General features: G+C 55.4%; 14 protein-coding genes. 11 read left to right on the top strand and 3 right to left on the bottom strand.

Annotation, left to right across the window (positions count from 1 at the left end):
* Position 1: 1 nt before the first annotated feature.
* Positions 2–823, bottom strand: a complete 822-nt coding sequence (locus tag KR52_RS03325) for a 2OG-Fe(II) oxygenase (RefSeq protein WP_038552437.1) — start codon at positions 821–823, stop codon at positions 2–4.
* Entirely contained in the window at positions 823–2,304 is a 1,482-nt protein-coding gene (gene gatB / locus KR52_RS03320) for an Asp-tRNA(Asn)/Glu-tRNA(Gln) amidotransferase subunit GatB (RefSeq protein WP_038552435.1), read from the bottom strand. The genes KR52_RS03325 and gatB overlap by 1 nt, the downstream gene beginning before the upstream one ends.
* A 124-nt stretch (positions 2,305–2,428) precedes the next feature.
* On the opposite strand from gatB, the gene KR52_RS03315 reads away from it, so the two are divergent.
* The 9 genes from KR52_RS03315 (at position 2,429) to KR52_RS13510 (ending at position 14,681) form a co-directional block, all read left to right on the top strand.
* Entirely contained in the window at positions 2,429–2,977 is a 549-nt protein-coding gene (locus KR52_RS03315; RefSeq protein WP_051834257.1) for a cyclic nucleotide-binding domain-containing protein, read from the top strand.
* Between the two features lie 7 nt (positions 2,978–2,984).
* Positions 2,985–4,094, top strand: a complete 1,110-nt coding sequence (locus tag KR52_RS03310; RefSeq protein ID WP_038552432.1) for an FAD-binding oxidoreductase — start codon at positions 2,985–2,987, stop codon at positions 4,092–4,094.
* Positions 4,095–4,159: 65 nt separating this feature from the next.
* Entirely contained in the window at positions 4,160–5,173 is a 1,014-nt protein-coding gene (locus KR52_RS03305; RefSeq protein WP_038552430.1) for a cyclic nucleotide-binding domain-containing protein, read from the top strand.
* The gene (locus tag KR52_RS03300; RefSeq protein WP_038552427.1) at positions 5,170–7,905 is read left to right on the top strand and encodes an ATP-binding cassette domain-containing protein; all 2,736 of its coding nucleotides are present in this window, start codon (positions 5,170–5,172) and stop codon (positions 7,903–7,905) included. Before KR52_RS03305 ends, KR52_RS03300 begins: the two co-directional genes overlap by 4 nt.
* Complete coding sequence (locus KR52_RS03295) at positions 7,902–9,023, top strand: HlyD family efflux transporter periplasmic adaptor subunit (RefSeq protein WP_038552425.1); 1,122 nt, start codon at positions 7,902–7,904, stop codon at positions 9,021–9,023. Before KR52_RS03300 ends, KR52_RS03295 begins: the two co-directional genes overlap by 4 nt.
* Entirely contained in the window at positions 9,023–11,170 is a 2,148-nt protein-coding gene (locus KR52_RS03290) for an NHLP family bacteriocin export ABC transporter peptidase/permease/ATPase subunit (RefSeq protein WP_038552422.1), read from the top strand. The genes KR52_RS03295 and KR52_RS03290 overlap by 1 nt, the downstream gene beginning before the upstream one ends.
* Positions 11,171–11,384: 214 nt before the next feature.
* A complete protein-coding gene (locus tag KR52_RS03285) occupies positions 11,385–11,780 on the top strand; it encodes a hypothetical protein (RefSeq protein WP_038552420.1) in 396 nt (131 codons plus the stop codon).
* A gap of 64 nt (positions 11,781–11,844) precedes the next feature.
* Entirely contained in the window at positions 11,845–13,188 is a 1,344-nt protein-coding gene (locus KR52_RS13515; RefSeq protein ID WP_071840157.1) for a radical SAM family RiPP maturation amino acid epimerase, read from the top strand.
* Between the two features lie 59 nt (positions 13,189–13,247).
* Positions 13,248–14,681: a radical SAM/SPASM domain-containing protein gene (locus KR52_RS13510; RefSeq protein WP_071840156.1), complete on the top strand. Its 1,434-nt coding sequence runs from the start codon at positions 13,248–13,250 to the stop codon at positions 14,679–14,681.
* On the opposite strand, the gene KR52_RS14075 is transcribed toward KR52_RS13510, so the two are convergent.
* Positions 14,682–14,909, bottom strand: a complete 228-nt coding sequence (locus KR52_RS14075) for a Nif11-like leader peptide family natural product precursor (RefSeq protein WP_071840155.1) — start codon at positions 14,907–14,909, stop codon at positions 14,682–14,684.
* 81 nt (positions 14,910–14,990) lie between these two features.
* Between KR52_RS14075 and KR52_RS03275 the strand changes: the two genes are divergently transcribed.
* Positions 14,991–16,163 (top strand): radical SAM/SPASM domain-containing protein, encoded by a 1,173-nt coding sequence (locus KR52_RS03275; protein WP_071840154.1) that lies wholly within the window; start codon positions 14,991–14,993, stop codon positions 16,161–16,163.
* A gap of 21 nt (positions 16,164–16,184) precedes the next feature.
* Positions 16,185–16,571 (top strand): hypothetical protein, encoded by a 387-nt coding sequence (locus tag KR52_RS03270; RefSeq protein ID WP_038552414.1) that lies wholly within the window; start codon positions 16,185–16,187, stop codon positions 16,569–16,571.
* Positions 16,572–16,944 lie beyond the last annotated feature (373 nt).

The raw sequence follows: 16,944 nt of genomic DNA, 5'->3' as shown, positions 1-16,944 counted from the left end.
TTCAACCGTTACGGCCGAAGTCGGCGCGAAACCACTTGGTGATCACCCATTTGTGACCCCCATCCACCGGCAGGGCCTCATGCAGGGTGAAGGGGTTGGGGGTTCCATCGGCCTGGAGGTTGTTCCAGGCCAATGCCATGCCAGGCACTGGAGTGAAGGAACGACCGAGGCGACGAAACAGCGTCTCTCCACCCCGCTCAACGGCGTTGAGATAGACCATCAGCGTCCACGTGCGTTGCCCACCGCTATCGGTGTGGGTTGCATATTCCTCCGTCCCAGGCGCAAACCAGTCCGTGTGCTCCTTGAAGTACTCGCCTGGGTCGTAACGCTGCCCCTGGATGGGTTCCGACAATCGCGGATCCACACCAAACAGCGCCGCAAAGCGCCGATCAAGGCTCGCAGCAAGTTGTGGATGGTTGTGGCGCAGATGACAGGTGCGGCTGGTGCGGTAATCGCTGCTGCCCCGGGTCACGGTCGAAGGCTGCAGTGCGGCATTGATGGCGTCGATGACTTGCTCGCATTCCTGGTGGCTGAGCAGTGCCGGCAGCTCGTACACCTGGGCTCGTGAGGTATCCAACCTCCAGGCGCGAGGGCGATGTTCCGGGCGTGTGAGGGGAGCCTCAAACCAGCCGAGCCAGTCCGGCGTGGATGGGCCGTGGGTCGCCGGCCCATGGGATGAGGACTGGAGAACGGCCGCAATCGCGTCGCGCTGAAATCCCTTGTCGAGAGCCCTTTGAATCAGGGTCTCAGGATCACAACCACGATCCCGGTTCTGCAGCAGCCACTCCTTCCAGTCGTCGGGAATGGCTGCCGCTCTGCTCATCAACCCTTGAGTTTCTTGCTCAGAATTTGATTGGCCAGTTTGGGGTCGGCCTTACCACCGGTCTTCTTCATCAACTGGCCGACAAAGAAGCCCTGCAGCTTGGTCTTGCCCCCACGAAACGCCTCCACCTCATCGGGATGGGCTCCCAACAGCTCATCGACGATCGCCTCGATCGCCGCCGGATCACTGATCATGCCGAGCCCGCGCTCATCGACGATTGCCTTGGGTGAGCCGCCTTTTTCAAGTAGCTCTGGCAGGATCTCTTTGGCGATTTTGCCGCTGATCTTGGCGCCATCGATCAGTTGCACCATCTCGGCCAGCTGCTCAGGGCGGAACGGCAGTTCGGTGTAGCTGAACCGATTGCTGTTCACATGGGCAGCAATGTCGCCGGTGATCCAGTTCGCCGCAAGCTTGGGATCAGCGCCAGCATTCACCGCAGCCTCGAAGTAATCCGCCATCGGCCGCTCATCGGTGAGCACCCGTGCGTCGTATTGAGACAACCCCAGATCATCGGCGTAACGATGCCGCTTCGCTGCTGGCAGCTCAGGCAATTCAGCGCGCCAGGATTCCCGCTGATCCGCACTCACCTCAATCGGGCCCAGGTCGGGGTCCGGGAAGTAGCGGTAATCGCTTGCCCCCTCCTTGCTTCGCATGCTCTTGGTGAGCTGCTTGCCCTCGTCCCAGAGGCGGGTCTCCTGAACGATCGGCTCACCGGTCTCGTAAGCCTTGATCTGACGCTTGATCTCGTACTCGCAGGCCCTTTGAATGGCCGAGAAGGAGTTCATGTTCTTGATCTCCACCTTGGTGCCGAAGGGCGCATCCGGCCCCCGTCGCACGGAGATGTTGACGTCGCAACGCAGGGATCCCTCCTGCATGTTGCCGTCGCTCACACCCAGGTAACGCATGATCCTGCGAATCTCCGAAGCATATTCCGCGGCCTCGCGACCGGTGCGCAGGTCCGGCTTGCTGACGATCTCCGCCAAGGCCACACCGGCACGGTTGTAATCCACCAGGGAATGGGTGGATCCCGCCAGGCGGTCGCTACCGGCGTGCACCAACTTGCCGGCATCTTCCTCCATGTGCAGACGCTCGATGCCGATGGTCTTCAGGTAAGTGTCTTTTCCCTTTTCAGCGACCTCCACCTCAATCCATCCCTCCTCAGCGATCGGCTGGTCGTACTGAGAGATTTGATAGTTCTTCGGAAGATCGGGGTAGAAGTACTGCTTGCGGTCGAACTTGCTGTGTTCGGCGATGTTGAGATTCAGGGCCATCGCGGCTTTCACCGCATATTCGAGCACCTTCTGGTTCAACACCGGCAACGTGCCGGGCAAACCGCACACCACTGGATCAATGTGAGTGTTGGGATCATCGCCGAAGGTGGTCGACGCCGAAGTGAAAATTTTGCTGTCCGTTCCCAGCTGCACGTGGGTCTCAAGACCGATCACGGCCTCCCAGGCCGGTTGGGTTGCTGCGTCGGCCATGCGCCCTTGATGTGAAGCAGATTCCGGGATCCTATGGAACCAAGCCCGAGCCGATCAGGATGGGGGTTGTTGCCTGGCTGGAATGGATCCCGCAACACAGGTAACGAAACCGTTGAATCGCAGGTTGCCGACTCTGCTCCAGACCCATCAAAAGCTGCTCAATCCTGAACGTCTCCACCCGGAGCCTCAATCCGTTCTGATTGAGCAGGGTGAGATCGCCAACTCCTTGATGCTGGTGCACAAGGGCCGCCTCGCCATCGAAATTCATCAAAACGGCCATGCCGCCCGAACCATTGCCGAGGTGGGGGCAGGGGCCGTCCTGGGGGAAATGGCGCTGCTCGGAGAAGGGGAGCCCCGCCATGGCGCGCGGGTGCGGGTGCTGGATGCCGGTACAGAAATCCTGCGCTTCTCGCGAGACGCGCTCCACAGCGCCATCATTTTCGATGCTGAATTGGCTGCCGAGATGCTGCTGGTGAGCAGTGAACGCTGCCGCGGCAGCAATCAGATGATCAACCTGTTGCTGGACGGCATTGACGCCACGGCCCGCGGTGATGCCTCTGCACTGGCGGACATCTGCACCACCCTTCGCAATGGGCCTGACAGCATGGGTGAAGCGGCGGCTCAGCTGGAGCAGCTGCTGACGCTCGCAGCGCAACCACGTCCGGAGAGTTGAGCCAGCCATGACCCCTTCAGACCATCCAGCAACGCTTGTGCTGGGGGGTGGCTTGATGGGCCTGGCCGTGGCCCACCAGCTGGCCCGTCGCGGCGAAAATGTACAGGTGATCAGCCGCCGCCGCAGTGAAGCAGCAGGCTTTGTAGCGGCCGGAATGCTGGCACCCCATGCGGAAGGGCTAAGTGGGCCGTTACTGCAGCTCGGACAGTTAAGTCTCGGCCGGGTCTCCAGTTGGGTGGCGCAAATCGAAGCCGACAGTGGCCTGCCCTGCGGCCTGCGCACCACCGGCATCGTGGTGCCGTTCCGCAGCGAAGACGAACGGGATCAGTACCCCACGGCTGCCTTCGGAGAACCCCTCAACCGCGCGCAACTGCTGCAGGAGCTGCCGGGCCTGGCACCGTCCTGGACGGCGGGACTGCTCTTCGCCCAGGACGGACAGATCGACAACCGCCGCCAGTTGATGCGCGCCCTGGAAAGCGCCTGTGTGGACCGGGGGGTGCACTTCCAGGAAGGGGTAGAAGTGCTGGACCTGCTGCGCGACCAAAACAGCCGCCTGAAAGGGGTCCGCACCTGCGACTCCGAAGGGCATGAGACAAGCCTGATGTGCAGCACAGCCGTGCTCTGCAGCGGTGCATGGAGTGGCCAACTCCTGCCGGAACTGCCGGTGTTTCCCGTGAAAGGCCAGATGCTTTCGCTGCAAACGCCCCGGGGGGCTCTACGGCGGGTGATCTTCGGGCCAGGCACCTATCTGGTACCACGGGAAGATGGCCTCGTGGTGGTAGGAGCCACCTCCGAACGCGATGCCGGGTTCAGCGAAGGGCTCACGCCCCAGGGTCAGACCACCCTGAAACAGGGCATCGCCGCCTTGTTGCCAGAGGCCATCCACTGGCCACCGATGGAGCGCTGGTGGGGCTTCCGACCCTGCACCCCGGACGAGGGTCCTCTCCTGGGCGCCTGCGCAATCCAAGGGCTCTGGCTGGCCTGTGGGCATCACCGCAACGGCGTGCTGATGGCCAGTGCCACTTCAGAACTGATCGCGGATTTGGCCAGTGGAGGCACACCCCGAAGCGATCTCGCGGCCTTGCTGCCCAGCTTCAGCTGGGATCGGTGGCTGTAAAACCGAGAACTGTCCATCCTGTTGGGGTCCGCCACTGACAGTTCTGGCAGACAGCATCGAAATCCATGCCGTCATTCAGCCTTTTTGACCATGCCAGTACAGCACTGCTGGAGTGGATCAAGAGCGCTGGCAGCTCCAGAACCTTGGCAGGCGGCAGCACGCTGATCCGGGAAGGTAAAGCCAGTGAATGCTTGTTCGTTCTCCTCAACGGGAGCCTCACGGTCACCACCACCAACCGCCAAGAGCTTCAAGACCAGCTGGCGACCCTGAGCCCCGGCAGTCTGGTGGGGGAAATGAGCTGGCTGGAGCAACGTCCCGCCGTGGCCACCGTCACCGCTCCTGAGGACAGCACCGTGCTGGAGCTCCCGGTGCGACAGCTGGAGCGCTTCGTGGAGGACTCTCCGGCCCTGGCCGCCGAGCTGAATCAGCTGATCGCTCAGAAACTGGCCGTTCAGATTCAAGAGCAGAACGCCTGGGTTCATCGGCTGACCAACGCAACTGCCCCGGTGGAAGCCCTGCGCAAAGTGTTGGTGTTGTTTGCCCAGCTCCACGAACAGGATGTGCATCGCCTGGCGCTACTCGGGCAGGTAGAGAAGCTCTTGCCTGACACTGTGCTGCTGCATCAGGGCGAGCCTGTCCCAGCTCTGTATCTGGTGCTCAGCGGTGAAGCGGAGATCCTGCTCAACCTCAGCGGAACGACACAGATGGTGGGCAGCTCCAGACGCGGCGAGTTGCTGGGCGAGATGAGTCTGCTGCAGAGGAAGCAAGACGGCGCCGCGGCCAGCGTCCACACCGCTGCAGGCATGGATGTGCTCGCCATCGACATCCAGCAGCTCCAAGCCGCTTTGGCGCAGGATCCCAAGTTGGCGTCTCGCTTTTACCGAGGCCTGGCCTGCATGTTGTCCCAACGCAGCAGGGATCAACTATTGAGTCATCAACGCGCCGCGGCCAGCCAGCAGGCCGAATTGGATGCCATCGATCGACTTGATCTCGGCGAGCTAGCGGCCATCAGCAGGGGCGCGCGCCACTTTGATTGGCTCTGCCGACACTTTCAAACGGGCGAGGCCGTTTCAGCATGAACTGGGAGGCCGGCAGCGAACACGACTGGCCCACGACGCCGTTTCAGGTCGTCGACGGCGACCTGCTGTTGGAGGTCAGCGGCAACCACAGCTTCGGGGTGCTGCGCCTGGATCGCACCCATCTCTATCCAGGGCTCTCTGCCTCGGAGGATGCACCGATTCGACTGAGCCTGCGAGCCATCCAGACGACGCGGCTGGAGCACGTGCCAGGAGGAGAGTGCGGTGAGGGGCTGATCTGGCTGGATGCCCAAATCAGCCAAGACCTGGGCATCCCCGCATCAGCCGCCCCGAGCAGTACCCAGCTCATCCACAAACTCGCCCAGCTGCATGCCAAGGCTGAGCAGCATCACCGAGCGGTGGTGAACGCCCACCAACCCCTGAATGCAGCCAGTGAATGGCAACTGTTCCAGACCATGGAACAGAGCAACGGCGATAGCGCCGCAGAGGCGGGTGACCCGACAGCCCACCCACAGGACCACTACGTCGATCCTGTGCTGCGGGCGCTGCAGTTGGTCAGCGGAGATCAAGGGCCCCTCCTACCCATGGCACCCCGCCTGGAGACCCAGGATCAACGCCAACGGCTGCAACAGCTGCTGGACCGCACCGATCTGTTCTGCCGGGATGTGCTGATTCATCCGGAGGATCTCCAGCAGGACTGTGGCGATCTGATCGGTTTTCTCAACGGAAGCGAAGCCAAAGACAGCGACGTGGTGGTGCTCCAATCCACCCGCAAGGGGTATCGAGCCTGGCAGCCGAGCCGCATGGCCGAACCCGAACCCCTGGAGCAGTGTTCGGCCTGGCTGAACAACCTGTCACCACGGATGGTGAGCATCAGCCCCGCCTTCCGCCCCCAAGACCTCACCACCATTGGCCTACTGCGGTTTGCCTACGGCCAACCCCGCCAAACCACACGCTTTGTAATCGGCGGGCTGCTGCTGGGCGTCGTGATCGGTTTCCTGCTGGCCATCGGCCGTGAAGTGGGAGCAGCCCGTTGGATCTTCGGGATGGGTATCACTGGACTGCTGACAGGCACCTGCCTCGGCGTGCTGAGTGGAGGATTCCGGCTCGGTGTGGGCGTGATGCTGCTCTCCACGCTGCTGTCATTGCTGACGCCCACCTTCAATACGGTGATCACCAACCAAGCCCTGCCGGATCGCGACCTGGGCCTGTTGCTGCAGATCAGCCTGATCCTGATGGCCGCCGGCATCACACGGGTGTCCTTCGAGTGGGTGCAGAGCCGAGCCCTGCAGCTCAGCCAGCAACGGGGAGCTGCCCGCTCACAGCTGGCAGGCATGCACCGCCTGCTGCGGCTCCCCACAGACTTCTTTCGCCAACGCAATGTCGGCGATCTGCAACTGCGCTTCGGTGCCCTGGACGAACTGCGCGGTGAAATTCAGCAACTGCTGGAGGGCGGACTGTTGAGGGTTGTGCTCACCAGCCTCTACATCCTGTTCATGCTGCGCATCAGCGTGAAACTCACCGCCCTTGCCCTGGTGGTGGCAGCCCTGATCCTGGTGCCCACCGCTCTTATCGGCTGGCAAGCCCGCCCGCTGCAACGCCACCAGGAAGAAGCCGAAGGGCAGGCCCAAAGCCGCAATCTGGAGTTGATCGGTTCGGTAGCCAAACTGCGCCTCGCTGGTGCGGAAACTGGCGCCGCCCGTTGGTGGGGCGAAGAGTTTCAAAAGATCGTTGCGCTGGAAAACGCCCTCGATGCCAAAGAGGCAACTGCCGCCCTGCTAAGAGCGGTGATGCCCAATCTGGGCACCTTGCTGGTGTACGTCGTGATCACGCGCCTGATCGCCGAAGCGGCCAGCAGCCCCAGCCTCAGGGCGCCCAATGTGGGGCAACTGCTGGGCTTCTTCTCCGCCTTTGGCACCTTCATCGGCGCTGCAGCCGGTTTCGCCGGACTGTTGATCGGCGCTCTCGACATGCCGGTGATCTATGAGCGGGCCAAGCCGATCCTGGAAACAGCCACCGAAACGGCCGAACGCAAAGACGAGGCGGCCCCACTCAACGGCCACATCCAGCTGGATCGCATCAGCTACCGCTATGCCCCCGAGCTCCCCCTGGTGCTTGACGGGGTCAGCCTTGAAGCGCGTGCAGGGGAGCAGGTGGCGATCGTCGGTCCCTCCGGATCCGGGAAGTCCACCTTGGTGCGCCTGCTGCTGGGCTTTGCCAGCCCAGAGGACGGCGCAATCCGCTTCGATGGTCAACCCCTGAACGGCCTGCGTCTGGACAGCGTGCGCCGCCAGATCGGCACGGTGCTGCAGACCAACAGCCTGTTCACAGGCACCTTGATGGAAGCGATAGCCGGAGGAGCCATGATCACAGAGCAGGAGGCCTGGCATGCAGCGGAACTGGCAGGCCTGGCCGATGAGATCCAGGCCATGCCCATGGGGCTTCAGACGATGGTTCCGGAGGGAGGTGGCACCTTGTCCGGCGGGCAGCGTCAACGGGTCGCGATCGCCCGAGCCCTGGTGCGCCGTCCCCGCATCCTGATCTTTGATGAAGCCACCAGTGCCCTCGACAACCGCACCCAAGCAATCGTCACCGAAAGCCTGCAATCCCTGGCCATCACCCGGATCGTGATCGCCCATCGCCTCAGCACCATCCGCCAAGCCGATCACATTGTGGTGCTCGACCACGGGCAGGTGCAGGAGCAGGGAACCTGCAAGACCCTGATGCAGAACCAGGGGCTGTTCTTCCGAATGATGGAACGGCAGATCACATGAGCCTGTTTCGCAAGAACGCACTGGATGCCCTCTCCAGTCCGGAACAACTGGATCAACCCCTGCGGCTCCTGCGGCCCGGGCAATGGCTACTGCTCCTATCCCTTGGAGGGTTCTGCATCACCATCGCCGTCTGGTCGGTGTTTGGCCGGCTGCCTGTGCGCATCAGCGGCAAGGGCGTGCTGATTCGCACCAACAGCCTCACGGTGGTGCAGAGCGAAACTGCCGGGCGCCTGCTGGAGCTGAACAACGACATTGGTGACTGCGTGAAACGCGGCCAATTGATGGCTCGGATCGACCCGGTAAACCAGGAGGTGAGCAAACAGGAAGCGAGGCTGCAGCTACAGCAACTGATCGATCAAGACCAAGAGGAAGATCGGCTCGGTGCCATCCGCATCCGTCAGCAAAAGGCGGAAATCGCCCGGATCCGCAACCTGGTGAAGTCTGGGGCCATCTCCCTTGATCAACTGAGCCAGCGCGAGAAAGAGCTGAGCAGCCTGGTGGATTCCCTCGAAGCGCGGGATGGCCAACGGGAGCAGCAAATCCAGCAGCAACGGGCGCGCATCAACGCCCGTGATGAGGAGATCAAGCGCATCGCTCAGATCCGCGCCCCAATCGATGGTTGCGTGGTCGACCGCAATGTGCACCGCGGGGAAGTGCTCCAAGCCGGCAGCCCGGTGTTCACCCTGGATGCTCAAAACGGCCAAGAGCCCCTGGAGAGCCTGGCCTTCTTCCCGGCAGGGGATGGCAAACGCCTTAACGTGGGCCTGCGGGTGCGCATCAGCCCCACGAGCACCAAACAGCAACGCCATGGCGGCATCGACGGTGTGGTGCTGTCGATTCGCCAACTACCGGTGGATGACACCGCCCTGACGAAACGGCTCGGCCTCGAATCACTGCTGGAAGCGGTGCGCACCGAGCCGAAGGGCCCCCTGATCGAAGTCAAAACCTCCCTAAAGGCCGACCCGAACACCATCAGCGGTTACGACTGGGGTGGTGGCCCGGGCCCGGCGCTGCAGCTGAGTGCCGGTACCCCCACGGACGTGCGCGTGCTGGTGGAAGAACGCAGACCAATCAGCTACGTGATTCCAATTCTGCGGGATCTGACAGGAATCTTCTGATGGTGAATACGCCCACCGTGCTGCAGATGGAGAACACCGAATGCGGTGCCGCCTCCTTGAGCATCGTTCTGCAGCATTACGGGCGCTATGTCCCCCTCGCCCAACTGCGAGAACTCTGCGGCGTCTCCCGCGATGGCAGTGACGCCGCCAATCTGATCCTCGCGGCCCGCAGCCTGGGCCTCGACGCCAAAGGATTCAAAAAGGGCATCGCCGCGCTGGAGAAGATCAACCTCCCGGCGATTCTGTTCTGGGAGTTCAATCACTTCCTGGTGTTCGAGGGCTTTCGCGGTGATCGGGTAGCCCTCAACGACCCCGCCCTGGGGCCACGCACGGTGAGCCGTGAGGAGTTCGATCGCAGTTACACCGGCATCGTGCTGACGATGGAACCAGGGCCGGAGTTCCAACGGGGTGGCCGTGCACCGTCGCCGTGGCCCATCGTGTGGCGTCGATTGAGCAGCGAGCCGATGGGAGCGCTGTTCATCCTGATCGCCGGCCTGCTGTTGATCCTTCCCCAGCTGGTGATGCCGGTGTTCGCCCAGATCTACCTGGACGAAGTGATCGGCAATGCCATGAACCACTGGCTCAAGCCCATGCTTTGGTCCATGGCCCTGACCATCGGCCTGCAAGTGGTGCTGCAGCATCTGCAGCTGGTGGGAACCCGCAGCCTGGAGAAAAGGCTGACCCGCCGCTTCGCCATCGGCTTTGAGCATCAGATCCTCGCCCTACCCGAACGCTTCTACAGCCAACGTCATGCGTCCGACATCGCTAGTCGGATGGACATCAACACCACTATTGCCGAATTCATCGGCGGCAAGCTGATCCCCATGGCGACAGGGCTGGTGCTTTTGGTCTTCTACCTGATCCTCACCTTCCTCTACAGCCCATGGCTAGGGATATTGATCCTCACCACCACCGCCATCAATGCGCTTGTGGTGCAGCGCAACTTGCGCACCCAGAAAGATGCCAGCATTGCCCTGCAGAAGGATGAGGCTAAAAGCGGCGCGGTGGTGGTGGGCGCCATGCGCGATATCGAAACAATCAAGGCCGCCGCCCTGGAACACGATGTGTTCCGCCGCTTTGCCGGCTATCAGAGCCGTTTGCTCAACACCCTGCAAGCCCTGCAGTTGCGCAATGCCAGCCTGCGCCTGATCCCCAACGGACTTACCACCTTCAACGAAGTGGCCGTTCTTCTGCTGGGATTCCTGCTGGTCATCCGAGGCGATCTCACCCTGGGCATGTTGCTAGCCGCCCAAACCATTGCCTTCAGCCTCAAAGGTCAAATCGAAAGCTTGATCGAGTTCATACAGCAACTACCCGGTTTTGAAGCAGGCGTTCTGCGCCTGGAAGACGTTCTCGAGCAACCCCGCGATCCTCTGCTCGATCACCCGAGCAGAACCAATGCCAACAGAGCACCAACACGCATGAGCGGCAAGATCGAAATTGACGATCTGCGCTTTGGCTTCACCGCGATTCAGGAACCATTGATCGACGGGCTGTCGCTGACCATTCAACCCGGCATGCGCGTTGCCCTGGTGGGGGGCAGCGGGAGCGGCAAAAGCACTTTGGCCAAATTGCTGGCCGGCCTCCATCAACCCACGGGTGGCACTATCCGATTCGATGGCCACACCCTGCTGGAGCTTCCGCGCTCCGTGGCGGTGGCCTCGCTGGCGATGGTCCAACAAGAGATTCAGCTGTTTGGCTGCAGCGTGCGCGATAACCTCAGCCTCTGGAACCGGACCATCAGCGACACAACGCTGCAAGATGCCTGCCGTGATGCGGAGGTGCTGGAGGTGGTGCGGGGACTGCCGGACGGCCTCGATACCCAACTCAGCGAAGGCGGCCGCAACCTCTCCGGCGGGCAACGCCAGCGCCTGGAAATAGCCCGAGCCCTAGTGAGCAATCCCAGCATTCTGATCATGGATGAGGCCACATCTGCCCTGGATGCCGAAACAGAACGCAAACTGATCGCGAACCTCGCCAGGCGAGGCTGCACCCAAATCATTGTGGCCCACCGCTTGAGCACCATCCGTGACGCCGATCTCATATTGGTGATGGATCAAGGCAAAGTAATTCAACAAGGAAGCCACAAACAACTCGCAGGGGAACCATCAGGCCCATACATGCAATTACTGAACATTACGGGCTAAGCCGCAGACATCAGTTGCCGAAGAAAATGCGAAAAATTTAAAAACATTTCCTGATACAAGACGAGAGAAGCAGAAACTATGTTTCTCAGCACAAGACGAAATACGTGAGCTAAACAAAAATACAAAGAATGCAGAGCAAAAAATAAAGAGGGCGACCTGCAGCTGTATTTATCTCCAAAATGAAGACTGCCAATAGACCACGAGGCCTAAAGCAATGACTAACGAAGACCTTTTGATTCTCGGAAGGATCATCTCAAAATGCTGGGAAGAGCCACAATACAAAGAAAACTTAAAAAGTAATGCTCGGAAGGTGCTGACCGAGGAGGGTTACATCATTAGAGATGACGTGGAGGTTGTCATCAAAGAAGGAGAAAGCGGTTTGCCTTACTTTATCGGAGAAAAAGAGGTGCACTTTCCACTTCCAACAGAACCTCCGTCCGTAGAGGACATCGACGAGCCTCTAGGGACGGAAGACCTGACAGCAGTAGTCGGGGGGCAAATGTTTGCAAAACTTTCTCTGAACAAAGCTGTCAATACCAGACACTTCAAAGTTGGCAACTGGATGAGTGTCAACAATCAGAACACAAGGGCACTTAACTGCTGCTGGTAATTTTTCGGGCTAAGGGGAAGCGGAGAAAAGCTTCAATCACACACACCTTTTTTCAAGCAGGCACATGACATCTAAAACGCAGCCCTGGGAAGTCAAAAGGTTTTTGGAGCTTTTCACCGCCGATCCGGAATTCAGAGAGAAAGCAGTCCAAAGCCCGAATAACATCATCAGTCGCTATGGAATTCAACTCGTACCTTCAGAGATCCAAGACCTCTGGCAAGAATCCCAAAGCAGACTTTTTGACAGACGAACAGATACATCTATAAATTACACAAATTGGTGCACAAAGCGACGGCAAAATGCTTACCATTGGCTACAGAAGCTAGACACAGACTTACCCTCTTCGTTTCGCCACTGGCGAAACAGACAAGCCAATCGTTATGCCGGACAAGCCGCCGATGGGTTTGCCAGAAGGAAAAGACTCCTTCCATTCGCGATTGAACTATCCGAAGGTTGCTCTATAGGATGCCAATACTGCGGCCTTTCAGCTCCCAAACTGAAATCAGTCGCACGATATGAGAGGAATAACAACGGAACAATCTTCAATTCAATCATACAAAGTCTTAAAAACTATATAGGGGAAGCCGGAGCCACAGGTTTTTTGTATTGGGCCACAGATCCCTTTGATAATCCCGATTACGAAAAATATATTCAGTCATTCAATAGAGAATTTGGAATTCCACCCCAAACAACAACTGCCGCGTGGGTGAAAAACATAGATCGCACCCGGCAATTTATAGAATTGAGAGAAACAATGGGGGGCACCTGGGACCGTCTCTCAATTAATAGCCTCAAAGAACTTCATATAATCATGCAAGAGTTCAGTGCCATAGAACTCAAGGATATCGACCTTGTGCTGCAAAATCCTGAGTCACTGAAGACAAAAAGCTGCGCTGGTAGGGCGAAAGATTTATCAATCAATACTCAACTAGGCTCCATCGCCTGTGTCTCTGGATTTTTGATCAACTTGTCGCAAAGAAACATCAAGTTAATTAGCCCATGCATAGACTTTGAGAGATGGCCTCAAGGCTATGCCGTTTACGCTGAGACAGAGCTAGATGACCCCATTAAACAAATCCAAGAATTCTTTGAACATTGCGAGAAAACAATCTTCAACGAAAGCCTAGATATCGAAAAGATATTATCACTAAGGGAAGAAATCTATATCACCAATCACGAAGGGCAGCTCAACCTGAAAACACAATACGCGAACATAATTGTAAAAGACAAAATCGAAAAAGAGATCGTATCAAGAATTAATGGAACATTGTCAGTTTCAGAAATAGTCTCAGAAATCTCTAAGACAAACGAAATCAACCCAGGACTTGTGTTGCATGCAGCAAACACGCTTTACGAGAAAGGGATTTTTGAGAAATTACCCAACCCACCACTTTTGCAATATGCATAGATAGATATTACTTCAAAACACCCAACCACTGTTCTCACTAGCACCTTCAAATAGAACCCATGCCCACACCATTACAATCAATCAAACAAAACTTCTCCGCAAAAGAAGAAGCACTCAAGACCAGCAAAGTATTTGCAATACCAGTCGGAAAAAACTGGCTACTCCATGCACCACTTCATGACTTTAATGCACTTCTTACAGACGAGGATATACAAGAAATAAAAGGGGGGAAAATCAACACACAAGATCCCCAACTAGCTATTATCAATCAATTAATACACCAGGAACCACACCTCAAACCAAAGCAAAAAAAAGGAGAGCTCAATGACGACTTTTTAGTCTTTGTCACAACGAGAGGATGCAACCTACAATGCACTTATTGTCATTTTGATGGACCAACCTCTCCACAAAATAGCCTGGACATACAAAGAGCAAAAGAGATTATCAAATGGACGGTCAAAAGGCGGTCGCAACGTAAGCGGGAGACCAAGAAAGATCAGCCATTAAAAATTCACTTTTTTGGTGGAGAGCCATTTACAACATTTGAGCTGATCAAAGAGATCGTTGAATTTTCAAACAAAGAGTGTTTAAAGCACAATATACAGCCATTTTATATGGCCACAACGAATGGAGTATTATCCGAATCTATGCGAGAGTGGATATCAGAAAATTTTCATAAGATCATCCTATCCATTGATGGAGAACAAGACGAACATGACCTGCATAGACCTATCAATAAAGATCATGGAAGCTATCAGGCAGTAGCCAAAAGCGCAGACTACTTCTCCAAGAGTAAGCTAGAGCTGCATATTCGAGGATGTATCACATCAGAGACAGTCCATAAGATGAAATCAATAGCTTCTAATATGATAGAAAGATGGCGGCCATCAAGCATTAAATTTGAGCCGCTAACTGAAAACACATTAACAGTACTTGCGTCAATTTACCCTCCAAGTCCAATTGATTTTGCCCGTAATTGGCATCAAACTTTTCTACACCTTAGGGGTACTGGCGTTGACTTTGCCTACACTCCGATTAATCCAGGGGAACCACGATTAACATCATGCTTGGTTGGAGATGATGCAATCGTTGTTCACCCTGATGGGTCTCTTAATGCATGCTATTTATCTCCAAATGACTGGGAAGCCCACGACATGGATTTAAAGATAGGTGAAATACGGTCCAATGGGGTGGTATCAATCAAAGAGTCCAATGTTGAGTCAATACGTGAACTTGTCACCAAAAAAGGAAAATGTGAAGACTGCTTTTGCCGGTACTCCTGTGCTGGAGGGTGCCACGTAACGCATACCCATAAGGGCTCAGAGTATAAATATGACGACTTTTGCATCGGAACAAGGCTGATAACAGCTTCTTTATTGCTGGAGGCAATCGGGAGACCTGACTTAATTCAATCTACCTTGGAAGACACATACTATTCTGATGATTCACCAAAGACACCACAAGGGGACAAATTAATAACCATCAATGGGTAATTAATTCGGGTCATTCACAGGCAAGAATCCAGGTACTTGCCTGAGTTCTTTGACTGAAATTTTATATCCAGCTTGTTCTGCTAGTTTGACCAACTGATCTAGATACTCATCATCAAACCCACCCTGGCAACGCTGTGAGGCCCGTTCACGTGCCGTTTTAACCTGATCACCCAGAAGAGGGGTAATTTTAACTGCTCTCATAAAATCAATAACAGCAGTTAGAGACATACCTTCAGAAAGAATTTAACCTGGGTTGCTGCGGACTTTAAGAGATGAGCTCATACTAAGGATAGGCAAGATCAAAGGGCAATGAAGACAGCGTCAATTAGCAAAAATACACATTCTATTCTTCGCCTTGAGCTCACAAATCAATGTAACTTCAAATGCTCATACTGCTTCTGTGCTGAACAAATTAGCAGCAAGAATGGCACTTATCTATCCACAAAAAAAGCCAGACAACTGATCGATCAAGCATCTGAAATGGGAGTAAGAAGATACATTCTTATTGGTGGAGAACCACTAATGCATCCTGATGTCCTAGAAATTATCTCATACATCACAGGCAAGAAAGGCTATAGCAGTCTGGTGACCAATGGCTCTCTTCTTATGGGCAATAAGGGAGAGCAGATGATTCAAGATTTGGCAGATGCAGGATTACGCTATATCGCCATAAGCCTTGATGGAATCAAGGGACATGACCCCGTAAGAGTGGGAGCCGTTAATCACAAATTAGCCGACATCGCTATCAAAGCCAAGAAATACCTTCGGACAATAATTATCAGCGTCGTCAACGAGCACAATATTGAGCATCTAGACGCAATGTACGATTTTGTCAAAGAAAATAGGCTTGAATGGAAAATCAACACCCACATGCATACACCAGATGCTCTTGAAATTGGAGAGCAGCAATCAATCCAAAATTACGACAACCTTTTCAAGGCCTATCGAAACCTCTTAGAGCGACACTTTAATGACGGACAAATCATAGGTCTAGATATAGGAGGAGTTCATCATAACTATGAAAAAACAGCTCTTGACATGCATGAATTTACAGAAGTATCTCATCCCTGTGACTACAGAAAGGGAACAATAAATATCAATCCAAAAGGGGAGCTTACAATATGTCCTCTGCTGACAAAACCATTAGCTAATACAGAAGAATACGACCACCTCAGCCAGGCCTGTGCCAAAGTAGAATCAGAAGTAGATTTCTACTCAATCCGCTCAGGTGCACTAAGTCACTGTCGTCAGTGCAAGTACTTTTCATTATGTGGTGGTGGATGTAGGGCTCATGCCGGTCTTTATGACACACAGATGAGTCCAGACCCAATGAAATGCCTAACGATGCCGCGGTGGGAAAAACATATTCTGCCCCTTCTTCCCGAAGACATACAGGCAGCCAAGAGAAAACTGATCAGTGAGCATGGCCACCCCCCGTTCTACTCAGGCAGAAAAATGCCAACTCGTCATCATTCTATCTAAGCCTTAAAACCAATTACCATTATGACTTCTACTCAGCTAGACATTTTTCTTTCTGCCGTTTGCGAGGACAAGGGATTACAAGACAAGCTTCTGCAACTTCGCGAACAAGCAGCGGAACGATGCCTCGGCGGAATCGACTTTGCCTACATAGACTCCATCCGGGATCTTGCAAAAAATATGGGATACAACATTTCAAGACTTGACCTGGCACCAGAGAATACAAAACTTGTGGAAGGGAGCCGTGACAATCAACAACAAGACGATCTTTCTCGACTTGCCTTAGGCATTCATCGATGCATGATTGCCCCATTGCGCTGTGGTCTTGCAGGATGCAATCAATTACTGAATGATCGTGGAGAGCACGTCAGCACAGCTGAGCGACAAGCATTTCTAAATGACGAAATTTAAATCTTAAAGAAAGAGATCTCCACTTCAAGAAATTCCTTAATTCACACATAAAGGCTTCCTTCAAGCCTCTCTTAACACATCACACCCAGCGCATACGGTGTAAAAGCCCGTGATTACAAAGGGAAGTAGCCACTCACCTATCCCTTCAGACTCAATCTAGTCCAGCAGGGCAGTCGTCAAAAATGGGCAGCCTCAACTCAGACTTGCCTCGAAAGCAATTGGACGTGCGCATGAGCAGATGATCAAGCAGCAAAGCCAGACTTCAGGTGTGTTAAAATTGAAAATAATCTGTCAATCGAAGCCAATCAATGCGTTGATACCGCAAACAGATTGACGCCGGCTCCCTCTAAGCGGCATTGCGTTGTGCCCGGAG

Source organism: Synechococcus sp. KORDI-52 (assembly GCF_000737595.1).
Classification (GTDB): Bacteria; Cyanobacteriota; Cyanobacteriia; order PCC-6307; family Cyanobiaceae; genus Parasynechococcus.
This window is presented reverse-complemented; position numbering and strand designations above follow the sequence as displayed.